The organism is Corynebacterium sp. 2571A (genome assembly GCF_055700935.1).
Window position 1 is genome coordinate 202,220 of the sequence record NZ_JASTTE010000005.1, and the last position, 21,272, is coordinate 223,491.

The following is a 21,272-nucleotide window of genomic DNA, read 5'->3' on the forward strand; positions in this document are numbered from 1 at the left end:
TTTGAATACCTAGGAAGGACCACCAATGGCACGCACGCACGGTCGCGGCGGGGCTGGCACCCGCAAGACCAACAAGAAGGGCCAGGTTAAAGGCTCCGGCGGGCAGCGCCGCCGCGGCCTGGAGGGCAAGGGCCCGACGCCCAAGGCGGAGGACCGCGTCTACCACGCCAAGCACAAGGCGAAGCTGGCCCGCCAGCGCCGCGACTCCGGGCGCCACGTCAAGGAGACCCCGGAGATGGTGGTGGGCCGCAACCCGGTCATCGAGTGCCTGCACGCCCGCGTGCCGGCCACGGCGCTCTACATCGCCCAGGGCACCAAGAACGACGAGCGCCTGTCCGAGGCGGTGGCCATGTGCAACACCCGGAACGTGCCCATCCACGAGGTGCCGCGCCACGAGATGGACCGCATGACCGGCAATGGCATGCACCAGGGCATCGGCCTGCAGATCCCGCCCTACAAGTACGCCGAGGTCGAGGATCTCATGCAGCAGATCCAGGACACCGGGGAGACCGGGATGTTCGTCATCCTGGACAACATCACCGACCCGCGCAACCTGGGCGCGGTGGTGCGCTCGGTGGCGGCCTTCGGCGGCCACGGGGTCATCATCCCGGAGCGCCGGTCGGCATCCGTCACCGCGGTGGCCTGGCGCACCTCCGCAGGCACGGCGGCCCGCCTGCCGGTGGCGCGCGCCACCAACCTCACCCGCACGGTGCAGCAGTTCCAGAAGAACGGCTACCAGGTCGTCGGCCTCGACGCCGGCGGGGAGCACACCCTGGACAGCTACGACGGCGGCACCGACCCGGTGGTCATCGTCATCGGCTCCGAGGGCAAGGGGATCTCCCGCCTGGTGCGCGAAAACTGCGACGTCATCATGTCCATCCCGATGTCCCCGGGCGTGGAATCCCTCAATGCGTCTGTCGCGGCCGGCGCCGTGCTATCCGAGTTCGCCCGGCAGCGCCGCGCGGCCCGCTAGGCCGAAGAAATCCGCGGCCACCTCGGCCGCGATAAATTCCTGGGTGTTGGGGCCCAGCCGCGGGTCCACCTCGTTGCCAGACGGCACCACGTGGCCCAGCCCCTCCATGGTCCACAGCACCACGGGGGAATCTCCGCCCCAGGTCTCGGCGCGCACGCCGGGGTAGGGGCGGCTGGTCTCCGGCTCGGGGGAAGCGCCGTTGAGCTCGGCGAGCCGGGTGGCGGTCTCTGCAGCCGAGGTGACCTCGCCGCGGGTGCGCCGGGCGTCCAAGCCGGCCGTGCCGCCGGCGTAGGGGGCGTACGGGTCTTCGGTGCCGTGCAGCAGCAACACCGGGGTCGGCTGCAGGGCGGAGTCCGGGTTGCTGGGGCGGTGGTTGTCGCCGCGGCCCAGCGTCGAGGCGAAGATGCAGGCGGCGCTGAGGAGCCCGGGGGCGTCGAAGAGCAGGCGCAGGACCATCTGCCCGCCGTTGGAGTACCCGCAGGCGAAAACGCGCCCGGCGGAGTAGTCGCGGCGCAGGCGCTCGACCAGCGCCCGGGTGAAGCCGACGTCGTCGACGTTTTCCTCGCGCGCGGTGACCGGCAGGATGCCGCGGGCGTCGTTGAAATGGCGGTCCACGCCGTCCGGGTAGGCCACCAGGCAGCCGCATTTTTCGGCCAGCTCGTCGAAGGTGCCGTTGGTGAACCGGCGGGAGACGTTGGCAGACTGCAAGGAGCCGTGGAAATACAGCACGATGTCCGGGTTGTCCGGGAGGTTATCGGGCTCGATGAGCAGGTATTTGCGCGTCCTCGATTGGTGTTCTAGTTCTTCCCGGTGCAGCGTGTATCCCATAGCTTGCCAGTCTAGTACCTAGTCCTGCGCCGAACAGTGCTGCTGGGCGGCGGTCTCGTCGCGCTGGGCGTGGCGCCCGCGGCGCCAGCCGATGGCCCGGCAGACCAGGTAAATGACAAAAGAAATGGTGGTCACGAACACGGAGACCGGCAGGCCCGGCGCCAGCGAGAGCACCAGGCCGCCGACGGCGGAGATCTCGGCGAAGACGGTGGCCCAGAGCACCGCGCGCACGGGCGAGGAGGTGATCTGGACCGCCGCCGCGCCGGGCGTGATCAAAAGGGCCATGACCAGCAGGGAGCCGACGATCTGGACCGACTGGGAGGCTGCCAGGCCCACCAGGATGGCGAAGAGGACGGAAAGGCTGCGCACGGGCACGCCGGCGGCCGCGGCCATGACCGGGTCCGCGGAGGCAAAGAGGAGGGGGCGCCAGAACAGGGCCACCGCGCCGACGACCAGGGCGGTGGTGCCGGCCAGCCACCAGACCGAGGCCTGGGACACGCCGACGATCTGCCCGGTCAGCAGCGTCATCGCGGTGGTGGCGTTGCCGGGGTAGAGGTGGATGAAGAGCACCGATAGGCCCAGCCCGAAGCTCATCACCACGCCGATGGCGCTGTCCTGCTGCCCCTTGAATCCGAGCGCGGCCAGCACGATGGCCGCGACGATGGCGCCGGCCACCGCGCCGAAGCCGATGTTCATGCCGAAAAGCAGGGCGGCGGCCGCGCCCATCAGGGCGAGCTCGGAGGTCGCGTGCACGGAAAAGGACATCTGGCGCAGCACGATCAGCGAGGTCATCACGCCCGACAGCACGCCCAGCAGGGCGCAGGCCACCAGGGAATTCTGGACGAAGTCGACGCTGAGCAGGTACCGGGTGTCCTCGACAAAGCGGGAGAAATCCATCTAGATCACCAGCATCCTTCCGTCTATCTCAACAACCTTGACCTCCGCCCCGTAAAGCTCGGAGAGCACCTCGGAGCGCATCACCTCGTCCACGGTGCCGAAGACGTGGCCCTGCGGGGCGAGGTAGAGCACGTGGTCGACCACGTCGAGCACCGGGTTGATGCTGTGGGTGACGAAGACGATGGAGGTATCGCGCTCTTTCCTGAGGCGCTGCAGGTGGGCCACCGTGGCCTGCTGCCGGGCGGGATCGAGGGAGAGCAGCGGCTCGTCCGCTAGGATGAGCTGCGGATCCTGGGCCAGGGCCTGGGCCTGGCGCACCAGTTGCTGCTGGCCGCCGGACAGGCGGCCGACCCGGCGGTTGGCGATGCCGGTGGCGCCCACCGCGGCGAGCAGCTCGTCCACTCGGGCCCGGTCGGCCCGCCGGTTGCGGACCACCCCGTGTGCGAGCGCCAGGGAGACCAAGTCCCGCGCGCGCATGGGCAGCTCGGCCGGGAACATGCGCTGCTGCGGGATAAACCCCACGCGCGCGTTGACATCGACGCGCCCGCCGGTGAGCTGGCGGGTGCCCAGGATGGTTCCCAACATCGTGGATTTGCCCACGCCGTTCGGGCCCAGCAGGGCGATGAAATCGCCGGGCTGGATGTCCAGGCTGAGCCCGGACCACAGCGGGTCAACCGCGGCGTCGGTGAAGCTAACTAGCGCCATTTATTTGCTCGCCGCGGCGAGATCATCCACCACCTGTTCGTAGTACTCCAAGAAGTTCGTGTCCTTCGGCGGGGTCTCACCGATTTCGACGATGGGCAGGTCCTTGTCCTCGGCGGCGTCCTTGATGCGGGTGGTGAGATCCGTTTCCGTCTGAGGATTATAAATGAGCACGTCGACCTTGTCCTCGTTGACCTCGCCCAAAAAGCGCGCCAGGTCCGCGGCGGTGGGCTCGCCCTCGGCGACGGTGGCCTTGCGGTACCCGTCCGGCGTGGCGTCGGTCGCCGGGGTGTACTTCATCAGGTAGTCGGCGATCGGCTCGGTCTGCGCGTAGCGGAACGAACCGATACTTGCCAGCTTGTCCTGGATGGCTTCGGCCTCCTGGACCACCGTGTCCGCGGAGGCGTCCTTGGTCTCGGAAAGCTCGTTGAGGCGGTCGGCGGTTTCCTTGGCGACCTTCTCGATGGCGGCGGCGTCGTACCAGATGTGCTCGTTGCCCTCGATGTTGGTCACCTCGCCCGGGTGTTCCTTGGCCTCGGCGGCCGTCATGACGTCCGGCTCCTCGTCGAGGGCGCCGTGGTCGGTCAGCGGCAGCGCGGAGATGATGTCGTCCTGGTTGGACAAGGCCTGGTACATCCAGGCGTCGTAGCCGCCGCCGTTGGCGATGACCACGTCGGCCTCGTTGGCCCGCGCCAGGTCCGCGGCGGTGGGTTCGAAGTGGTGAGGGTCGACGTCGTTGCCCTCGACTAGGGCCTGGACCTCGACGTCCAGTTCCGGCGAGCTGTCCGCCACCGCCTGGGCCACGTCCGCCCAGATGGAGGTGGAGGCGACCACCTTCAAGGTGTCAGCGTCGTTGCCGTCCGCGCCCGGGCCGGAGCAGGCGCTTAAAGTCAGCGCGCCGGCGGCGAGAAGGGCGACGGGGACGAGTTTGTTCTTGGCAACATGCATGTTCCCCAGTCTGCACTTGTTGAAAAACGTTGTCAAATGGAAATGAGATGAAAACATCGGTTATCGACTGGCGGCGGGCAGGGGGATGCGTCGCGGTAGGGTAGGAGGCATGGTCAAACGCAGCCCGCAGCGCAAGACGCTGGCATCACTAGCCGCTGAGCTGGGCGTTTCCCGTACCACGGTCTCGAATGCCTACAACCGGCCGGACCAGCTGGCCCCGGCCACCCGGCAGCGCATCCTGGCCGCCGCGGCCGCCCGCGGCTACCCCGGCCCCGATCCGACGGCGCGCAGCCTGCGCACCCGCCACGCCGGGTCCTGGGGAGTGGTGCTGACCGAGCACCTGTCCTACGCCTTCGAAGATATGGCCTCCGTGGACTTTCTGGCCGGGCTCTCCGAGGCGACTACCGGGACGGACTTCTCGCTGACTCTTATCCCCGCCGGGCCGGACACCACCGGACGCGAGGCCAGCGCCGCCGAGCTGCTCGGCCGCGCGAGCGTCGACGGCTTCGTCATCTACTCGGTGGCCGCGGGGGACCCTTACCTGGCCGCCGCGCAGGCCCGTGGGCTGCCCGTCGTGGTCTGCGACCAGCCGGTGGACACCGGCCTGCCGTTCGTCGGCATCGACGACCGCGCCGCCATCGCCCCAGCGGCCCAGGCGCTTATCGATGCCGGCCACCGCCGGATCGGTATCCTGTCCATCCGCCTGCGCCGCGCGCGCCTCGACGGGCCCGTGAGCCCGGCGGACCTGGAGGCGGCCGAGATGCACGTGCAGCGCTCCCGCGTGCAGGGCGCGCTCGAGGTCTTCGCCGGCGCCGGCGTGGATCCCGCGGGGGTGCCCGTGGTGACCCGTCACCTCAACACGCCGGCCACCGCCCGGGAGGCCGCGGCGAGACTGCTGGAGGGCAACCCGGGGCTGACCGCCGTGCTGTGCACGACGGACTCCATGGCTCTTGGCGTTTTGGACTACGCCGCCGAGCGCGGCTGGAGCGTGCCTGGGGATCTCTCCGTGACCGGATTCGACGGCATCGAGGTCGCACGGCTGCGCGGGGTGGCGACGGTCCAGCAGCCGAACAAGGCCAAGGGCGCGGCGGCCGGGCACCTGCTGGCCCGGCTCATCGCGGGGGAGCCGGTGGCCCGCCCGCGCAAAATCCTAGGAACGACCTACAGCCCCGGCACGACGGTCGGCCAGCTCGGTTAGGAAGGCCGCCACCGCGTCGATATCCGCCACCCGCAGCTGCGCGGCCGTGTCCCCCTCGCCGACCTTCACGCCCACGTCCGTAGCCGGGTCGAGGGCGCGGAAACCGGTCTCGTCCGTGGCGTCATCGCCCAGAAAGACCACGCCGGTAGCGCCCAGCTGGCGGCGGGTCTCAGCGATCCAGGAGCCCTTCGTGGCGGTGGAGGCGGAAAACTCGACCACGTTCTTACCCTCGGTCACGTGCAGTCCCGGCGCCTCCAGCCGCAGGGCGGTGCCCAGGGCGCGCGCTGCCGCATCCGGGTCGCGCTGCGAGAGCTCGAGGGCGTGGAAGACGCGGTGGACGGGCTTGTATTCGATATAGGTGCCCGGGTACTGGGCCGACAGCGCCTCCAGCCGCTCGTCGATGACCGCGATTTTGGCAGCCGCGTCCGCCAGGGCCGGGTTGTCCATCCCCTCGGTCTCCGCGCCGTGGGAACCGCCCAATAGCACGGGGGCTTTCAAGGGGAAGACCTGCTTGAGCCCGGCCAGATGGCGGCCGGACAGCGCCGCCACGGTGGTGCGCGGCAGCCGGGCCAGCCGCTCCAGGGCGGCTAGCGAATCCGGGTGGGGTGTGACTGCGTAGATATCGGCGGCAAAACCGGCCAGGGTGCCGTCGAAGTCGCTGACTACCAGCAGCTGATCGGTGGTGGCGAGGCGGTCGAGAGCAAAGGCATAATCCATGCCCCCAATCTACCGCGCGGCTCGCCGGCTAGAGCGAGACGAATTCCACCGCCGGGCTGTCGACCTTGCCGTCGCGCAGGGTGAGCACCAGCTGGTTGTTCGGGTTGATGGAGATGTCGAACTCGCGGTCTGTGGCGATGAGCCGGGACAGGCTGTTGTGTGCCCAGGCGGCCTCGCCCGTGCAGTCCTCGCTGCGCTCGTCGTAGCTGACCTCGTCGAAGCGCAGGTAATCAGCGTCGCGCACGTTGGCGGCGTCCTCTCCCTCGACGTAGGAGACCTTGGCCACAAACCGGGCGCAGCCGGTGGTGCCCACCGCCGTGGACTCGCCGAAGCTGATGGACGGCACGTTGGTCACCGCCTCGGAGATGGTCGACAGGGCCTCCGGATCCGTGTAGATGCCGGTGACCTGCCAGTCCTTGCCGACGATGCGCTCGTCGCCGGGGGCGGTCGGCGCCGGCGGCTCGGAGTCCCCGCAACCGGCCAGCACCAGCGCGGCGGCGGCCAGGCAGGTCCCGGCCTGGGTCATAGGCTTCATTCGGACTTGGCCTCCCCGAGGGCCTGCAGGAAAGCCTGCGCCCACACTTGGACATCATGGTCGCGCACCTGGGCGTGCAGGGCTTTCATATTGGCCTCCATGGTCTCTGGGTTCTCGCGCAGCCCGACCACCGCCTGGCGGAGGGCGGACTTGACCGATTCGATATCAAACGGGTTGCACAGGTGGGCCTGCTCCAGCTCGTCGGCCGCGCCGGCGAACTCGGACAGCACCAGGGCACCGGAGCCGTCCCCGTGGCAGGCGACGTATTCCTTGGCCACCAGGTTCATGCCGTCCTTAAACGGCGTGACCAGCATGACATCGGCCAGGCGGTAGTACTGCCGCAGCAGCGGCTTCGGCACCGAGCGGTGGCTGTAATGGACGACCGGCTTGCCGATGCCCCCGAAGCGCCCGTTGATGCGCCCGACGGCTTCCTCCACCGCGGAACGGGTCTGCTGGTAGTGCTCGATGCGCTCGCGCGAAGGCGTGGCGATTTGCACCAGGACGACCTTCTCCGGGTCCAGCGCGCCGGTTTCCAGTAGCTCCTCGAAAGCGCTCAGGCGCTGGAGGATGCCCTTGGTGTAGTCCAGGCGGTCCACGCCCAGGATGACGGTTTCCGGGTTGCCCAACTCCGCGCGCAGGCGCTCGACCTCGGCGACGTCCGCCTCGGTCGCCGGCGGGAAGTCCCCCATGTCGATGGAGATGGGGAAGGCCCCGACCCGGGTGAACCGGCCGTCGGGTGCTTCGACCTGCGCGCTGGCGCGCCGGGTGGCCACCTTTCCGCTCACCCGCAGCCCCTGGGCCTGGGCCAGGCCCAGGAAGTTGTGCACGTTGGACTCCAGGTGGAAACCCACGACGTCGGCGCCGAGCAGCCCCCGGATGAGCTCCTCGCGCCAGGGCAGCTGGCGGAAGAGATCCGCGGGCGGGAAGGGGATGTGCAAAAAGAAGCCGATGGTCAGATCCGGGCGCAGCTGCTCCAGGATGCCGGGCAGCAGCTGCAGCTGGTAGTCCTGCACCCACACGGTCGCGCCCTCGGCGGCGACGCTGGCCACCTCGTTAGCGAAACGCAGGTTGACGTCGCGGTAGGTGGCCCACCACTCGCGGTGGTAGGCGGGGGTCACGATGAGATCGTGGTAGAGCGGCCACAGGGTCGCGTTGGAAAAGCCCTCGTAGAACTCCTCGTAGTCCCGCTGGGACAGCTGCACCGGGTGCAGGTGAATGCCGTCGTCCGTCGTAAACGGATCCGGGGCGGCGTCGGCCACACCGGGCCAGCCCACCCAGCAGCCTTCCTGCTCCCGCAGGACCGGGGACAGGGCAGCGACCAAGCCACCCGGGGAGGCCTTCCACTCCTGGGAGCCGTCCGGGTGGCTGACAAGGTCAACCGGCAAACGGTTGGCCACGACCACGAACTTGTTGGTACCGGCCATGGCGGGTCCTTAAGACTTCTTCGTCGACTTCTTGGTGGACTTCTTGGAAGCCTTCTTGGTGGATTTCTTGGTCGACTTCTTAGTCGATTTCTTGCTGGCCTTCTTGGTGGACTTTTTGGAAGCCTTCTTGGTCGACTTCTTCCCGGCCTTCTTCGTGGACTTCTTAGTCGACTTCTTCGGCTCGGGCTCGCCGTATTCGGCCAGCACCTTCTTGTGAACCAGGCCGTCCGGTTCGACCCCCAGCATGGACATGAGGGTCACGCCGTCCAGGAAATCCTCGGCATAGGTGGCGACCACGCGGCGGGCGGCTGCGGCGGTCTCTTCCTCCACGGCGTTCATCTGCTCAACGTTGGGCTGGGTGTCAGTGACCTTGGGTGGCACGTATTCCTCCTACGGTGCGACGGCGCTAAATAAGCTAGTAGCTTCAGACCGTATATTGTACGCTACCGGCCCGGCTCAGCGCTGGTCGGGATCCGCGTGGGCGGCGTAGAACTCCTCGGTGCCCGGGGTGGTGTAGATGGTTTCCTCGCGCAGCGGCTGCGGCTGGGCCGGCCACTCCGTGCGCTGCGGCCAGTGATCGTCGAGCCCTCCGGCATCCACCTGGGCCTGCCACTGCTGGGTGGCGGTCTCGTCCTGGCGCTGGCGGGCCTGCTGCGCGGCCGTCGGCGGCTTCGGGCCGTGCACCGGTGGGGGAACCGGGCGCTCCTGGCGGGGTGCGAACGGCGACAGCGGCACGCGCGGGATGCGCGGGCGGCTGTTGGCCAGGCGCGTGGCCTGGTGGAAGGAGTACCGGCCCAGGCGCTTGAAGGCGGTATAGGGGCGGAAGTACTTCGGGCGACGCAGGCGGCGGGCGCCGCGCTCGCCGAAGACCACACCGGCGGCCAGCGCGCCGGCAATAGCCAGGGCGGTGACCAGGTTGGTCATGCCGGTGATCATCTGCTCGTTCAGCGCGGCGTACATGCCGCGGTAGAGCGTTAGGCCGGGCAGCATGGGCGTGTAGCCGCAGATCATGGTCACCAGCGGCGGGATCAGGAAGCGGCGGGCCATCAGGCCGCCGGCCAGGCCCACGGCCACGGCGGAGATGCCACTGGCAATGACCGTGGAGACCCCGAAGGGGATGATGACGAAGTAGTAGAAGAACATGCCGGCCGCGGCGGTCAGCCCGGAGATGATGGTCTCCGACCAGGAGGCGTAGCAGGCCCAGGCAAACCCGGCCGAGCCCACGCCGCCGCACAGGATGAGCAGCGGGATCTCGTGGTAGACCGGCGGGGCGATGGTCGCCAGCGGCGGTAGGGTAAAACCGATGTAGTCCACGAACTGGATGCCCACGCCGACGCCGGCGATGATGGCGCCGGTAGACAGCAAGGCCTCAAAGAAGCGCGCGGAGGACGTCACCGGGGCCTTGGTGATGCCGTCGACCAGACACTGCACCAGCGTCAGGCCGGCCACCAAGACGACGATGCCCATACCGATGACCTGGCTGGGTGAGAAGGTCAGGCCAATATTCGACGCCACGCGGTAGAAGAACGCCGCGGGCACGACGGCGATGAACCCGCCGACCATGTTTTGGTAGAAGGGCGGTAATCGGAACCTGCCCAGCCACGCGTTGACGGACATGATGAGCAGGGCCACGAAGAAGGAGACGACGCCGACGAAGATGTCGCCGCCCAGCATGACGGAGAACGTCCCGCCCATCACGCCCCAGCCCAGCAGGGAGGAGCGTACGCTGCGCGGCGGCTTCATGGCCTCGATGTCGTCGAGCATCTTCTCCGCCATCGCCGGCGGGGTGGCGCCCGAGTGGATGGACCGGATGAGCCGGTCCACCGCCGCCAGCCGGGAGAAGTTCACGTCCAGCCCGCTGGCGACCCGGAAGACGGTCACCGGCCGGCGGTCGGAGCCGGTGCCGATATTGGTGTGGATGGTAATCGTGTTGAGCACGATCCCCACGTGGCAGTAGTGCAGGCCGTAGGAGGCCGCCGCCAGGTAGACCTGCGCGCGGGTGTCGGAGTTCGCCGTGCCCGAGCAGATCAGCAGATCGCCAATTCGGGCGGCGATCTCCATGACGCCGGTGACCTGGGCCGGGTCGGTCAAATCAATGGGCGCCAGCGGGGAGGGCGGCGGCGCGGCCTTCGCCGCATCGATAGTGGCGATATTGCTGCTGTTGCCCGGAAAAATGCCGCGCAACTTGGAAAAAACTGACACGCGCTATCCTTTAGCGAGCTGGAGTGAAAACGGGTGAAATAAGGAATCTACCCGGAAGCCTAGTGCCTTAAAAGTGCTCACGCATAACCCGCCCTCACCCGCGCCTTTTAGGTACCCTTAAAGCCCCATCGCCGCCACTCTTTTCGTCCCCCGAAAGCCCGTAAGGTAGCATTTACACGTCGTCACGGCGTGCAACCCACCCGTGCCGAAGGCTGGAGTGGCGCAATTGGTAGCGCAACGCACTTGTAATGCGTAGGTTGCGAGTTCAAGTCTCGTCTCCAGCTCCACAACGCCATCTCACAGGCGTTTTCCGGGAGCAGGGGCTGGATACCGATCGCCCAAGTGCCCAGAAAATGTCCGAAAATTGGCCGCGACTCCCGAACTTAGTTTTCCTCTGGCAGCTGGCTCAGCATGAACTCGATGAGCTTGGCGCGGTTGTCGGCGCTGAGCTTGGTCTCGGTGATGTGGTCGTGGATCCAGAGGCCCTCGCCCATGATGAGGGCGATGAGTTCGGTCAGGTCGGCATCGTTAGCGATTGCGGCGGCTGGGTCGGGGCCCCAGCGCAGGCTGACGGATTCCCAGGGGGCGGAGTACTCCGGGTCGGTCTGGGCGTGGATATTCATCAGCAGCTCGGCGAGGGGATCGTTTTTCGCCAGGGAGTTCAGCAGGGCGCGCAGGCGCTGGGCCGGGGTGAGATCGTCGGCTGTGCGCCCGCCGGCGTAGTCCTCCAGCTCGGATTCCCAGCGCGCGGCGCCATAGGTGTGGATGTCGCGCAGCAGGGCGTGCCGGGAGGGGAAGTGGTAAATGAGCCCGGACTTGGACAGCCCGGTGCTCTCCGCCAGGCGGTCGTAGGTCACGGCGTGGATGCCGTCTTGGCCGATGATCTCAATGGCGCTGGCCAGGATCTGATCCTTCTTGCTAGTGCGAGCCAACGGAACCACCGGACTTGGGGTTGTGGCGGAAGCAGTAGGCGGTGGCTGCGGCGAAGCCCACGGTGACTGCGGCCAGGATGCAAAGCGTGTACATGTAACCGTCATTGTAGGCCACGGCGGCTGCCGCGTGGGTGGAGTCTTGGTAGAGGGCCTCCATACCGAGGGCGGCGATGTTGTCGGGCAGGCCCTGGGCCATAAACAGCGGGACCAGGGAACCGGTGATTGCGATGGAGAGCAAGGTGCCGAATTCGTAGGAGACTTCCTCCACGCTGGCGGCCATGCCGGAGCGGTGCGGCGGGGCGGCGCCGATGATGGCGGTCGAGGCCACGGACATGGCCAGGCCCGCGCCCATGCCGGCGAAGACCATGGCGACGACGAAGAGCCAGAGGGCGTCGTGGCGGCCGGCCCAGAAGGCGGCCCCGACCCCGGCGGCCATAAGGACGAATCCGCCGGAGATAAGCGGCAGGAAGCCCACGCGGTGCAAAGTAGCCCCGCCCAGCGTCGAGGTCGGCACGGCGGCAATGGCCATCGCGGAGACGACCAGGCCTGCCTGGAGTGGGCTGAAGCCATCGACCAGCTGGAGCTTCTGCGTGGTGGTCATCTCCACGCCGGCCATGGCGAACATGGCCCCGCCGGCGGCCAGGACGCCGCCGGTAAAGACCGGCGAACGGAAGACGTCGAAGGTTAGCAGCGGCTCGGTCAGCTGGCGCTGGCGGCGGGCGAAGAAGGACCCGCCGATGGCGCAGACGATGAGCGTGCCGGCTACCATGCCCCAGTTCGGTTCGGTGCTGGCCGCGGACTTGATGGCCATGACCAGGCTGGACAGGGTGACTAGGGCCAGCAGCGAAGAGATGAGGTCCCAGTGCTTGTCCGGGTTGGCGATATTCGGCGGCGCCAGCAGCCGGGTAGCCACCAGCGCGATGAGCACGATGGGAACGTTGATGAGGAAGACCGAGCCCCACCAGAAGTGCTCGAGCAGGAGCCCGCCCACGGTCGGGCCGGCGGCGGCGCCGACGACGGCGACGGAGGCCCAGATGCCGATGGCGGTGTTGCGCTCCACCTCGTCGTGGAAGGTCAAGCGGATAAGCGCCAGGGTGGCCGGCATCATGATGGCGGCGCCGAGGCCCAGGACCGCGCGGGCGGCAACCAGCGCCCAGGCCGACGGGGCGAAGGCGGCCGCCAGGGAGGCGGCGCCGAAGATCCACAGGCCGTACACGAACATGCGGCGGTGGCCGATCTTGTCGCCCAGCGTGCCGGTGCCCAACAGCAGGCCGGCGAGCACCAGCGCGTAGGCGTTGATGATCCACAGCTGCTGCGTGGAGTCGGTGTGGAGCTGCTCGTTGAGCGCGGGCAGCGCGGTGTAGAGAATCGAGTTGTCGAGTCCCACCATCAAAAGGCCGGAGGAGATAACGGCGAAGAAGGACCAGCGGGCGCCCTTAGGCATGGTCTCCTCGGGGCGCAGAGTCGTCGTCGTTTGCATGTCGATTACTGTAACGACCGTTCGGTACTGTTTGCAACCAAGAGGGCGGGGAGTGGCGGAAATCATAGAGGCGCGCCGCCTGTGAGAAGGCGAGCCTTATAACCCCTGAACATGGATATTTGGCCAGTTTGAGAGCACAATGGCGAAGGAGAATAATTAATAGCCAAAGGAGTTGAATCATGGCTCGTTCATACGCTGAACAGTTGGTAGCGACGCTAGAAAAGCAGGGCATCCGCCGTATCTACGGTCTGGTAGGCGACTCGCTGAACCCGATCGTCGACGCCGTACGCCAGTCGGACATCGAGTGGGTGCACGTCCGTAACGAGGAAGCCGCAGCGTTCGCCGCTGAGGCCGACTCCCTGACCACCGGCGAGCTGGCCGTGTGCGCGGCCTCCTGCGGCCCCGGCAATACCCACCTCATCCAGGGCCTGTACGACGCCAACCGCAACGGCGCCAAGGTGCTGGCGCTTGCCAGCCACATCCCGTCCCGTCAGATCGGCTCCACCTTCTTCCAGGAGACCCACCCCGAGGCCATCTTCCAGGAGTGCTCCGGCTACTGCGAGATGGTTAACTCCGCCGAGCAGGGCGCGGTGGTCCTCCACCACGCCATCCAGTCCACCATGGCCGGCAACGGCGTGTCCGTCCTAGTTATCCCGGGCGACGTCACCACCCAGGAGGCCGACGATGACACCTTCGCCGACTCGGTGATTTCCACTGGCCGTCCGGTCGTCTACCCGGACCCGCGCGAGGCCGCTGCCCTGGCCCAGGCCATTAACGAGGCCAAGAGCGTGGCTCTGTTCGTGGGCGCCGGCGTCAAGGATGCCCGCAAGGAGGTCCTCGAGCTGGCCCAGAAGGTCAAGGCCCCGATCGGCCACGCCCTGGGCGGCAAGATGTACATCCAGTACGACAACCCCTTCGACGTCGGCATGAACGGCCTGCTGGGCTACGGCGCCGCGCACGACGCCACCAACGACGCCGACCTGCTCATCTTGCTGGGCACGGACTTCCCGTACAACGACTTCCTGCCCAAGCACAATGTGGCCCAGGTCGACATCAACGGCGCCCACATCGGCCGTCGCACTAAGATCTCCTACCCGGTGGTCGGTGACGTCGCCGCCACGCTGGCCAACATCCTGCCGAGCGTCGAGGAAAAGACCGACCGCTCCTTCCTGGACAAGATGCTCAAGGAGCACTACCGCAAGCTCAACCACGTGGTGGAGGCCTACACCAAGGACGTGGACAAGCAGACCCCGCTGCACCCGGAGTACCTGGCGGACATCATCGACGACGAGGCCGACGACGACGCCATCTTCACCGTGGACACCGGCATGTGCAACGTCTGGGGTGCGCGCTACATCACCGCCAACGGCAAGCGCCAGCAGATCGGCTCCTTCCGCCACGGCACCATGGCTAACGCCCTGCCGCAGGCCATCGGAGCCCAGGCTGCCAACCCGGACAAGCAGGTCATCACCTTCTCCGGCGACGGCGGCCTGTCCATGCTGATGGGCGAGCTGCTGACCGTGAAGCTGCACAACCTGCCGGTCAAGATGTTCGTGTTCAACAACTCCTCGCTGGGTATGGTCAAGCTGGAGATGCTGGTCCAGGGCCTGCCGGAGTTCCAGACCGACCACGCGCCGGTCAACTACGCCAAGATCGCGGAAGCCGCCGGCATCAAGTGCATCCGCATCGAGGACCCGAAGAAGGCCCGCAAGCAGATCAAGGAGGCCATGGCCTTCGACGGCCCGGTGCTGATCGACATGATCACGGACCCGAACGCGCTGTCCCTGCCGCCGACGCTGACCTTCGAGCAGCTGCTGGGCTTCTCCAAGGCCGCCACCCGCACCGTCTTTGGCGGCGGCGTGGGCAAGATGCTGGGCATGGCTAAGTCCAACCTGCGCAACATCCCGGCCTCCGTGGTCTAGCGCTTTCGAGGTCTAGTACCACGCGTTTTCGGTGAAAGCTGCGGGCCCGGCACGGCTGGGCCCGCTTTTTCTAACTCACAGGGTCCTTGCAGTAACCGGTCAGTACCTTTGATAATTGAAGTGGCAGACTGCTGTGTAGTAGCTGAGAGAACCAGATTCTCTCCTAGCAGCCCCGCACCGGGCGCGGACTTCGCCTCGAGTAGGTCCACGGTACCGGCGGGCTGAGAGGTCCCAATAGTAGAAAGCGATGGTCACAACAATGGACGACAAGAGCACCGAAAACGTTAAAATCCTCGTCGTAGACGACGAGCCCAATATTGTCGAGCTGCTGACCGTGTCCCTGAAATTCCAGGGCTTCGACGTGCGCACGGCCAATTCCGGCACCGAGGCGCTGCGGATTGCCCGCGAGATTAACCCGGACGCCTACATCCTGGACGTCATGATGCCGGGCATGGACGGCTTCGAGCTTCTGGGCAAGCTGCGCTCCGAGGGCCTCGACGGCCCGGCGCTCTACCTGACCGCCAAGGACAGCGTCGAGCAGCGCATCCACGGCCTGACCATTGGCGCGGACGACTACGTGACCAAGCCCTTTAGCCTGGAAGAGGTCATCACCCGCCTGCGCGTCATTCTGCGCCGCGGGGCCAGCGTGGAGGACGAGTCCAACAACGCGACCATGTCCTACGCCGACCTGACTCTCAACGACGACACCCACGAGGTCACCAAGGCGGGCAAGATCATCGATCTTTCGCCCACCGAGTTCAACCTCCTGCGCTACCTCATGCAGAACAAGGAGGTCGTCCTGTCCAAGGCCAAGATCCTGGACAACGTCTGGCACTACGACTTCGGCGGCGACGGCAACGTGGTCGAGTCCTATATCTCCTACCTGCGCCGCAAGATTGATACCGGCGACACCCCGCTCATCCACACCGTCCGCGGCGTGGGCTACGTGCTGCGCACCCCGCGCAGCTAAAACCCGTCCCTGACCTTCCAGAGAGATTGCTCCGTCCCCAGCATGACCGATACCGAAACTAGCGCCCGGCAGGCCGCAGCACCTACCTCCGCGTGGGGCAAGGTGAAGCGGGTGTTCAAGGGCCGCTTCAAGACCACCGCCATGCCCCTGCGCACCTGGCTGGTGGTCCTGCTGGTCGTGGTCTCCGGCCTGGGCCTGGTCGGCAGCTCCGTGGCTGTCTCCTCGATCATGCGGGACGTGTTGTACAACCGCGTGGATGAGGACATCGCCTCCGCGGCCAAGGGCTGGGCGCAAAGCCCCGAGCTGTTCAACCTGGGCGACCGCTCGCAGCGCCCGCCGACGGACTTCTGCGTCATCAAGATTTACCCCAACGGCTCCATCGAATACTTCAACGTCTTCGACTCCATGCCGCGGGTCGACGGCCTCTACATCGGCGGCTCCCCGGAGACGGTGGAGTCCACGACCGACTCCGCGGTCAACGAGGTCAAGTGGCGCGCGCAGGCCTTCGAGACCGACGGGGTGGTCACGGTCGTGGCCAAGTCCCTGGGTAGTGAGGCCAGCATCCTGCAGGGCCTGGCGGTGGTCCAGGTGCTGATCCTGTCCCTGGTCATCGCGCTCATCGCGCTGGCCGGGTATTGGTCCATCCGGTGGGCCCTGCGCCCGCTGCGGGTGGTGGAAAAGACCGCCTCGGAGATCGCCGCCGGGGATCTGAACAAGCGCGTGCCCGAGTGGCCGCTGCACACCGAAGTCGGCCAGCTGGCGGCCGCGCTCAACGTCATGCTGGGGCACCTGCAGCGCTCCGTGGAGGAGGCCCAGATGAAAGAGGGCCAGATGCGCCGGTTTGTCGGCGACGCCTCCCACGAGTTGCGTACCCCGCTGACCAGCCTGCGCGGCTACACGGAGCTCTACCGCTCCGGGGCTACCCAGGACGTGGACCTGGTCCTGTCCAAGATCGACTCCGAGTCGACCCGCATGTCGCTGCTGGTCGAGGACCTGCTCTCGCTCACCCGCGCCGAGGGCAACCGGCTGGACAAGAAGCCGGTGGACATGCTGGAGCTGGCCTTGTCGGTCGGCTCCTCGGCCCGGGCGGCCTTCCCCGGCCGGGACATCCAGGTGGTCAACAAGTCGAATTCCGTGCCCGTGGTCGACGGCGACCCGGACCGCCTGCACCAGGTGTTGCTCAACCTGATTTCCAACGGCATCCGCCACGGCGGCGATGACGCGGCGGTGACGCTGCAGCTGCGCCGAGACGCGACCGACGTGCTGCTCGACGTCATCGACGACGGCAAGGGCATGGACAAAGAAGTAGCCGCCCACATCTTCGAGCGCTTCTACCGCGAGGATAGTTCGCGCACGCGTGACACGGGCGGCTCGGGCTTGGGGCTGGCCATCGTGAAATCCCTGGTGGAACAGCACGGCGGCAGCATCACGGTGGATTCGACCCCGGGGGAGGGGTCGGTGTTTACCGTGCGCCTGCCGGCCTATCCGGAGGCCGACGACCCAGCGGCTTCGGCGGATTAGGCCGGGCGGCCCTCCGCGTCGGTGCCCAAGTGCTGCCGGATGCGGGCTGCGGCCTCGTCCATGGCGGCCGGGTCGGTGTCCTCGGCGGCGTAGGTCTTGGAGAAATCGTATTCCGACATCTTCTCGGTGGGGAAGAGGTGGATGTGGGTGTGGGGGACGTCGAAGCCGGCGATGATGTAGCCGGCGCGCGGGGTTCCGAAAGCGTTCTTGATGGCCTGGCCGATGCGCAGGGCGACCTGGTTCAGGTGGCCCCAGGTCTCCGGATCGAGGTCAGTCCACTTGTCAACCTCTTGCACCGGCACGACCAGGGTGTGCCCGTAACGCAGCGGCTCGATGGACAAAAACGCCACGCACTGCTCGTCCCGGTAGACAAAGCGGCCGGGGAGTTCTCCGTCGATGATCTTGGTAAATACAGAAGCCATGGCCCCAGGCTACCGGCAAGTTAAGATAGACGGCATGCGTATTCTCGTGATTGGCTCGGGCGGCCGCGAACATGCCCTCTTGAAAGGACTAGCCGCTGATCCGGCGACCACTGAATTGCATGTGGCGCCGGGCAGCCCGTGCATGGACCGGATCGCCACCGTGCACGCGGATTATACCCAGGTAGACGACCCGGCCCAGATGACGGGCCTGGCCCAGGACATCGCCGCGGACCTGGTGGTCATCGGCCCGGAGGTTCCCCTGGTGGCCGGCGTCGCCGATGCCCTGCGGGACGCCGGCATCGCGGTCTTCGGCCCCAACCAGGAGGCCGCCCAGATCGAGGGCTCCAAGGCCTTCGCCAAGGACGTGATGGACGCGGCCGGCGTGCGCACCGCGCACGCGGAGACCATCGGCCCGGACGCCGCGGAGGACGAGATCTCCCGGGTCCTCGACGAATTCGGCCCGGTCTACGTGGTCAAGGACGACGGCCTGGCCGGCGGCAAGGGCGTGGTGGTTACCGAGGACCGCGAGCAGGCCGAGGAGCACATCAAGGCAGTGCACAACGGCGGCAACTCGGTGCTCATCGAGTCCTTCCTGCCCGGCCCGGAGGTCTCCCTGTTCTGCCTAGTTGATGGCGAAACCGTCGTGCCGCTGCTGCCCGCCCAGGATCACAAGCGCGCCTACGACAACGACGAAGGCCCCAACACCGGCGGCATGGGCGCCTACACGCCGCTGCCGTGGCTGCCGCAGGACGGCGTCAGCACCATCGTCGACGAGGTCTGCGCGCCCGTCGCCCGCGAGCTGGTCGCCCGCGGCACCCCCTATTCGGGTCTTCTCTACGCCGGCCTGGCGTGGGGCCCGGAGGGCCCGGCGGTCATCGAGTTCAACTGCCGCTTCGGCGATCCGGAGACCCAGGCTGTGCTGAGCCTGCTGACCTCCCCGCTGGCAGAAGCTCTCAACGCGGTGGCCACCGGCAAGCTGGCGGAGCTCAGCCCGTTGGAATGGGAGCCCGCCTTCGCCGTGACCGTGGTGCTGGCCGCCGAGGGCTACCCGGCCTCCCCGCGCAAGGGCGACGAAATTACCGGCGACGCCCTGGAGGATCCGGAGCGCATCCTGCACGCGGGCACCACCGTGGCCGAGGGCAAGGTGGTATCCAACGGCGGGCGCGTGCTCAACGCCCTGGGCAAGGGCTCGACCCTCGCCGCCGCCCGCGAGGCCGCCTACGCGGTGCTCGAAGGCATCACCATGGACGGCGGCTTCTACCGCCGCGACATCGCGCTGGCCGCCCAGGAAGGGCGCATCGAGGTGCCCGGCCGTAACCGCTAGCAGGCGCGGGCGCCCGGCTGGTCGGGCACCAGCGTTAGAAGCTCCAGTCTGCGTCGTTGGTGGCCTCGGCGCGGCCGATGACGTAGGAGGAGCCCGATCCGGAAAAGAAGTCGTGGTTCTCGTCCGCGCTGGGGGCCAGCGCGGTCAGTACCGCCGAGTCCACGGCCGTGGACGAATAGTCAAAGCGCGCCGGGTATCCCAGGTTCATGAGCGCCTTATTGGCGTTGTAGCGCACGAACGTGGCCACGCCGTCCATTAGCCCCAAGGGCTCGTAGAGCTCTGCCGAATACTGCAGCTCGAGTTCGTAGAGCTTGTCGAGCAGATCGTGCACGAAGTTGTCGAGCTCCGCGGCGCGGTGCGGGGCCTTTTCCAGGCCCCGCTGAAACTTGTAGCCGGAGTAGTAGCCGTGCACCGCTTTGTCCCGCAAGATGAGGCGGATGAGATCCGCGGTATTGGTTAGGGTGCCGCGCGCGGCGAAGTGGAGCGGGAGATAGAACCCCGCGTAGAGCAGCAGCGAGGAAAGCAAGGTGGCCGCGGCCTTGCGCTTCAGCTTGTCCGCGCCGAAGTAGTGGCGGGCTACCATTTTCACGCGCCGCTGAAGCAGGTCGTTGTCCACCGCCCACTGGTAGGCGGCGTCGATTTCCTCCGTGGTGGTCAGGGTTGAAAAGATCGAAGAATAGCTGCGCGCGTGCACGGATTGCATGAAAGCGATGTTGGTGTAGACCGCTTCCTCGTGCTCGGTTTGGGCGTCGGGGATCTGGGAGACCTCGCCCACCGTGGCTTGGAGCGTGTCCAGCAGGGTCAGCCCGGTGAAAACGCGGATGGTCTGGGTGCGTTCCGTGGCTGTTAGCCCGTGCCAGTCGTTCAAGTCATTGGACAGCGGGACCTTCTCGGGCAGCCAGAAATTGGAAGTCAGCCGGTTCCAGACCTCTAGGTCCTTCGGATCCTGGGTGCGGTTCCAGTTGATGGGCCGCACGCGGGCTGAAGGCGTCCGCTTGAGCTCGGGCGGGGTGACGGACTGCGAGATAATGGACAATTCTTGCTCTCCTTTAAGGCTTGGTGGGTGGGGTGGGTAAAAGCGTTGCGTATTGCCGCCGCTTAGTGGGCCCAGAAATAGGCCAGTCCCGCGTTGACGCGTTCGACGTCGAAGGGGGTGCCTAAAAGCTCGAAGTGGTACAGCTCCGGAACCCCGGTCTTGTCAGCAATCAGTTTTCCGGCGACGCAGAAATCCTCGCCGAAATTGGTGTTTCCGCTCGTGATGACGCCGCGCAAGAGGGCGCGGTTGGCGGGCACGTTGAGGAACGCGCGCACCTGGCGCGGGATCGCTTGCGCGCGGTTGCCGCCGCCGTAGGTGGGGACGACCAAAACGAAAGGCCGAGTGGCCAGCAGCATGGGTTCGCGTTTAGGGCGCAGGGGGATGCGCGCGGCGGGCCGGTTGAGCTGGGCTACGAAACGGTGGGTGTTCTCGGAGGCGGAGGAAAAGTAGATCAAATCGGCCGCGCACGTCCGGAACGAATCGGCAGAATACGGCATGGGGTAAATTTAAACTACGGCAGTCCGTAGTTTCAAGTTTGTTAGAGTATCCCCATGGACATCGAGCTCAATGACCTGCCGGTTAGCACGCAGAACTACCTCAAAGCCGCGTGGCTGTTGAAGGAATGGTCCCCCGAACCGGTCACCAAAACCGCGCTGGCCGCCCGCGTGGGGGTCACGTTGTCCTCGGCGTCCGACGCCGTTCGTAAGCTCACGCAGCAAGGGCTCTTCACCGACACCCGCTACGGGGCGCTTGACCTGACGGAGGAAGGCAGCGAGCTCGCGGTCCAAATGGTCCGGCGCCACCGCCTGCTGGAGACCTACCTGCAGGAAAAGCTGGGGTACACGTGGGACGAGGTCCATGCGGAGGCCGAGGTCCTCGAGCACGCGGTCTCCGATCTCTTGGTAGCGCGCATCGATGACGCGCTCGGCCGCCCCACCCGTGACCCGCACGGCGATCCGATTCCCACCGCTGATGGTGTGGTGGACCAGCCGAGTGCAGTGCAGCTTAGCCAGCTGCCAGTGGGGGCTAAGGCCCGCGTGGAGCGCATCTCCGACGCGGATGACGAATTGTTGCGCTTCCTGGCTGCCCACGGCGTGCGCGCCGGGGTGGAGGTGCGCACCCAAGCGGGGGCGGCGTACACGGAGACGGTTGAGGTGGTGACGCAGGAAGGATCCGTACACTTGGGGGCAGCTGCCGCCGACGCCATCTGGGTTGCCCCCGCGTCTTAGTCACGTGGAATA

Annotated in this window: 21 protein-coding genes and 1 tRNA gene; 8 read left to right on the top strand and 14 right to left on the bottom strand. The window is 66.9% G+C overall.

Annotation, left to right across the window (positions count from 1 at the left end):
• The first annotated feature begins 25 nt into the window (after positions 1 to 25).
• Positions 26 to 973: a 23S rRNA (guanosine(2251)-2'-O)-methyltransferase RlmB gene (gene rlmB / locus QQS53_RS11025; RefSeq protein WP_472775871.1), complete on the top strand. Its 948-nt coding sequence runs from the start codon at positions 26 to 28 to the stop codon at positions 971 to 973.
• Here rlmB and QQS53_RS11030 read toward each other — a convergent pair.
• Genes QQS53_RS11030 through QQS53_RS11045 form a run of 4 tightly spaced genes read right to left on the bottom strand, consistent with a single transcriptional unit; the run spans position 935 to position 4,348 of the window.
• Positions 935 to 1,801 (bottom strand): CE1 family esterase, encoded by an 867-nt coding sequence (locus QQS53_RS11030; RefSeq protein ID WP_472775872.1) that lies wholly within the window; start codon positions 1,799 to 1,801, stop codon positions 935 to 937. The genes rlmB and QQS53_RS11030 overlap by 39 nt on opposite strands.
• An 18-nt stretch (positions 1,802 to 1,819) precedes the next feature.
• Entirely contained in the window at positions 1,820 to 2,698 is an 879-nt protein-coding gene (locus QQS53_RS11035) for a metal ABC transporter permease (protein ID WP_472775873.1), read from the bottom strand.
• Entirely contained in the window at positions 2,699 to 3,403 is a 705-nt protein-coding gene (locus QQS53_RS11040; protein WP_368534223.1) for a metal ABC transporter ATP-binding protein, read from the bottom strand. It abuts the gene before it with no gap.
• A complete protein-coding gene (locus tag QQS53_RS11045; RefSeq protein ID WP_368534224.1) occupies positions 3,404 to 4,348 on the bottom strand; it encodes a metal ABC transporter solute-binding protein, Zn/Mn family in 945 nt (314 codons plus the stop codon).
• A 109-nt stretch (positions 4,349 to 4,457) separates the two neighbouring features.
• On the opposite strand from QQS53_RS11045, the gene QQS53_RS11050 reads away from it, so the two are divergent.
• Positions 4,458 to 5,546 carry a LacI family DNA-binding transcriptional regulator gene (locus QQS53_RS11050; RefSeq protein WP_472775874.1) on the top strand — a complete coding sequence of 363 codons (1,089 nt, stop codon included), beginning with the start codon at positions 4,458 to 4,460 and terminating at the stop codon, positions 5,544 to 5,546.
• On the opposite strand, the gene otsB is transcribed toward QQS53_RS11050, so the two are convergent.
• The 5 genes from otsB to thrE form a co-directional block, all read right to left on the bottom strand.
• Positions 5,499 to 6,263 (bottom strand): trehalose-phosphatase, encoded by a 765-nt coding sequence (gene otsB / locus QQS53_RS11055; protein ID WP_472775875.1) that lies wholly within the window; start codon positions 6,261 to 6,263, stop codon positions 5,499 to 5,501. The genes QQS53_RS11050 and otsB overlap by 48 nt on opposite strands.
• A 28-nt stretch (positions 6,264 to 6,291) precedes the next feature.
• On the bottom strand, positions 6,292 to 6,798 hold the full coding sequence (locus QQS53_RS11060) for a hypothetical protein (RefSeq protein WP_368534227.1): 507 nt from the start codon (positions 6,796 to 6,798) through the stop codon (positions 6,292 to 6,294).
• The gene (locus tag QQS53_RS11065) at positions 6,795 to 8,222 is read right to left on the bottom strand and encodes an alpha,alpha-trehalose-phosphate synthase (UDP-forming) (RefSeq protein WP_472775876.1); all 1,428 of its coding nucleotides are present in this window, start codon (positions 8,220 to 8,222) and stop codon (positions 6,795 to 6,797) included. Before QQS53_RS11065 ends, QQS53_RS11060 begins: the two co-directional genes overlap by 4 nt.
• Before the next feature lie 9 nt (positions 8,223 to 8,231).
• Positions 8,232 to 8,603, bottom strand: coding sequence for a hypothetical protein (locus QQS53_RS11070; protein ID WP_368534229.1), 372 nt, complete (start codon positions 8,601 to 8,603; stop codon positions 8,232 to 8,234).
• 75 nt (positions 8,604 to 8,678) lie between these two features.
• Positions 8,679 to 10,424, bottom strand: coding sequence for a threonine/serine exporter ThrE (thrE, locus tag QQS53_RS11075; RefSeq protein WP_472775877.1), 1,746 nt, complete (start codon positions 10,422 to 10,424; stop codon positions 8,679 to 8,681).
• Positions 10,425 to 10,635: 211 nt separating this feature from the next.
• Here thrE and QQS53_RS11080 point away from each other — a divergent pair.
• Positions 10,636 to 10,711, top strand: a tRNA-Thr gene (locus QQS53_RS11080).
• 96 nt (positions 10,712 to 10,807) lie between these two features.
• On the opposite strand, the gene QQS53_RS11085 is transcribed toward QQS53_RS11080, so the two are convergent.
• Positions 10,808 to 11,356, bottom strand: coding sequence for a TetR/AcrR family transcriptional regulator (locus tag QQS53_RS11085; RefSeq protein ID WP_472775878.1), 549 nt, complete (start codon positions 11,354 to 11,356; stop codon positions 10,808 to 10,810).
• Entirely contained in the window at positions 11,343 to 12,836 is a 1,494-nt protein-coding gene (locus tag QQS53_RS11090) for an MFS transporter (RefSeq protein ID WP_472775879.1), read from the bottom strand. Before QQS53_RS11090 ends, QQS53_RS11085 begins: the two co-directional genes overlap by 14 nt.
• A 179-nt stretch (positions 12,837 to 13,015) precedes the next feature.
• Here QQS53_RS11090 and QQS53_RS11095 point away from each other — a divergent pair, with 179 nt between their 5' ends.
• The 3 genes from QQS53_RS11095 to QQS53_RS11105 all read left to right on the top strand — a co-directional run bounded on the left by QQS53_RS11095 (position 13,016) and on the right by QQS53_RS11105 (position 17,249).
• Positions 13,016 to 14,758 carry a pyruvate dehydrogenase gene (locus QQS53_RS11095; protein ID WP_368534233.1) on the top strand — a complete coding sequence of 581 codons (1,743 nt, stop codon included), beginning with the start codon at positions 13,016 to 13,018 and terminating at the stop codon, positions 14,756 to 14,758.
• Between the two features lie 259 nt (positions 14,759 to 15,017).
• Positions 15,018 to 15,728, top strand: coding sequence for a response regulator transcription factor (locus QQS53_RS11100; RefSeq protein WP_290226384.1), 711 nt, complete (start codon positions 15,018 to 15,020; stop codon positions 15,726 to 15,728).
• Positions 15,729 to 15,770: 42 nt separating this feature from the next.
• Positions 15,771 to 17,249, top strand: coding sequence for a sensor histidine kinase (locus tag QQS53_RS11105; RefSeq protein WP_472775880.1), 1,479 nt, complete (start codon positions 15,771 to 15,773; stop codon positions 17,247 to 17,249).
• Here the strand turns inward: QQS53_RS11105 and QQS53_RS11110 are convergent.
• On the bottom strand, positions 17,246 to 17,671 hold the full coding sequence (locus QQS53_RS11110) for an HIT family protein (protein ID WP_472775881.1): 426 nt from the start codon (positions 17,669 to 17,671) through the stop codon (positions 17,246 to 17,248). The two genes, QQS53_RS11105 and QQS53_RS11110, sit on opposite strands and share 4 nt — an antisense overlap.
• Positions 17,672 to 17,705: 34 nt before the next feature.
• On the opposite strand from QQS53_RS11110, the gene purD reads away from it, so the two are divergent.
• Entirely contained in the window at positions 17,706 to 18,995 is a 1,290-nt protein-coding gene (purD, locus tag QQS53_RS11115; protein WP_472775882.1) for a phosphoribosylamine--glycine ligase, read from the top strand.
• 34 nt (positions 18,996 to 19,029) lie between these two features.
• Here purD and nrdF read toward each other — a convergent pair whose 3' ends face one another.
• Entirely contained in the window at positions 19,030 to 20,031 is a 1,002-nt protein-coding gene (gene nrdF, locus QQS53_RS11120; protein WP_472775883.1) for a class 1b ribonucleoside-diphosphate reductase subunit beta, read from the bottom strand.
• Between the two features lie 62 nt (positions 20,032 to 20,093).
• Positions 20,094 to 20,528, bottom strand: coding sequence for a class Ib ribonucleoside-diphosphate reductase assembly flavoprotein NrdI (nrdI, locus tag QQS53_RS11125; protein ID WP_472775884.1), 435 nt, complete (start codon positions 20,526 to 20,528; stop codon positions 20,094 to 20,096).
• Between the two features lie 54 nt (positions 20,529 to 20,582).
• On the opposite strand from nrdI, the gene QQS53_RS11130 reads away from it, so the two are divergent.
• Positions 20,583 to 21,260 (top strand): metal-dependent transcriptional regulator, encoded by a 678-nt coding sequence (locus QQS53_RS11130; protein WP_368534240.1) that lies wholly within the window; start codon positions 20,583 to 20,585, stop codon positions 21,258 to 21,260.
• The last annotated feature ends 12 nt before the right edge of the window (positions 21,261 to 21,272 follow it).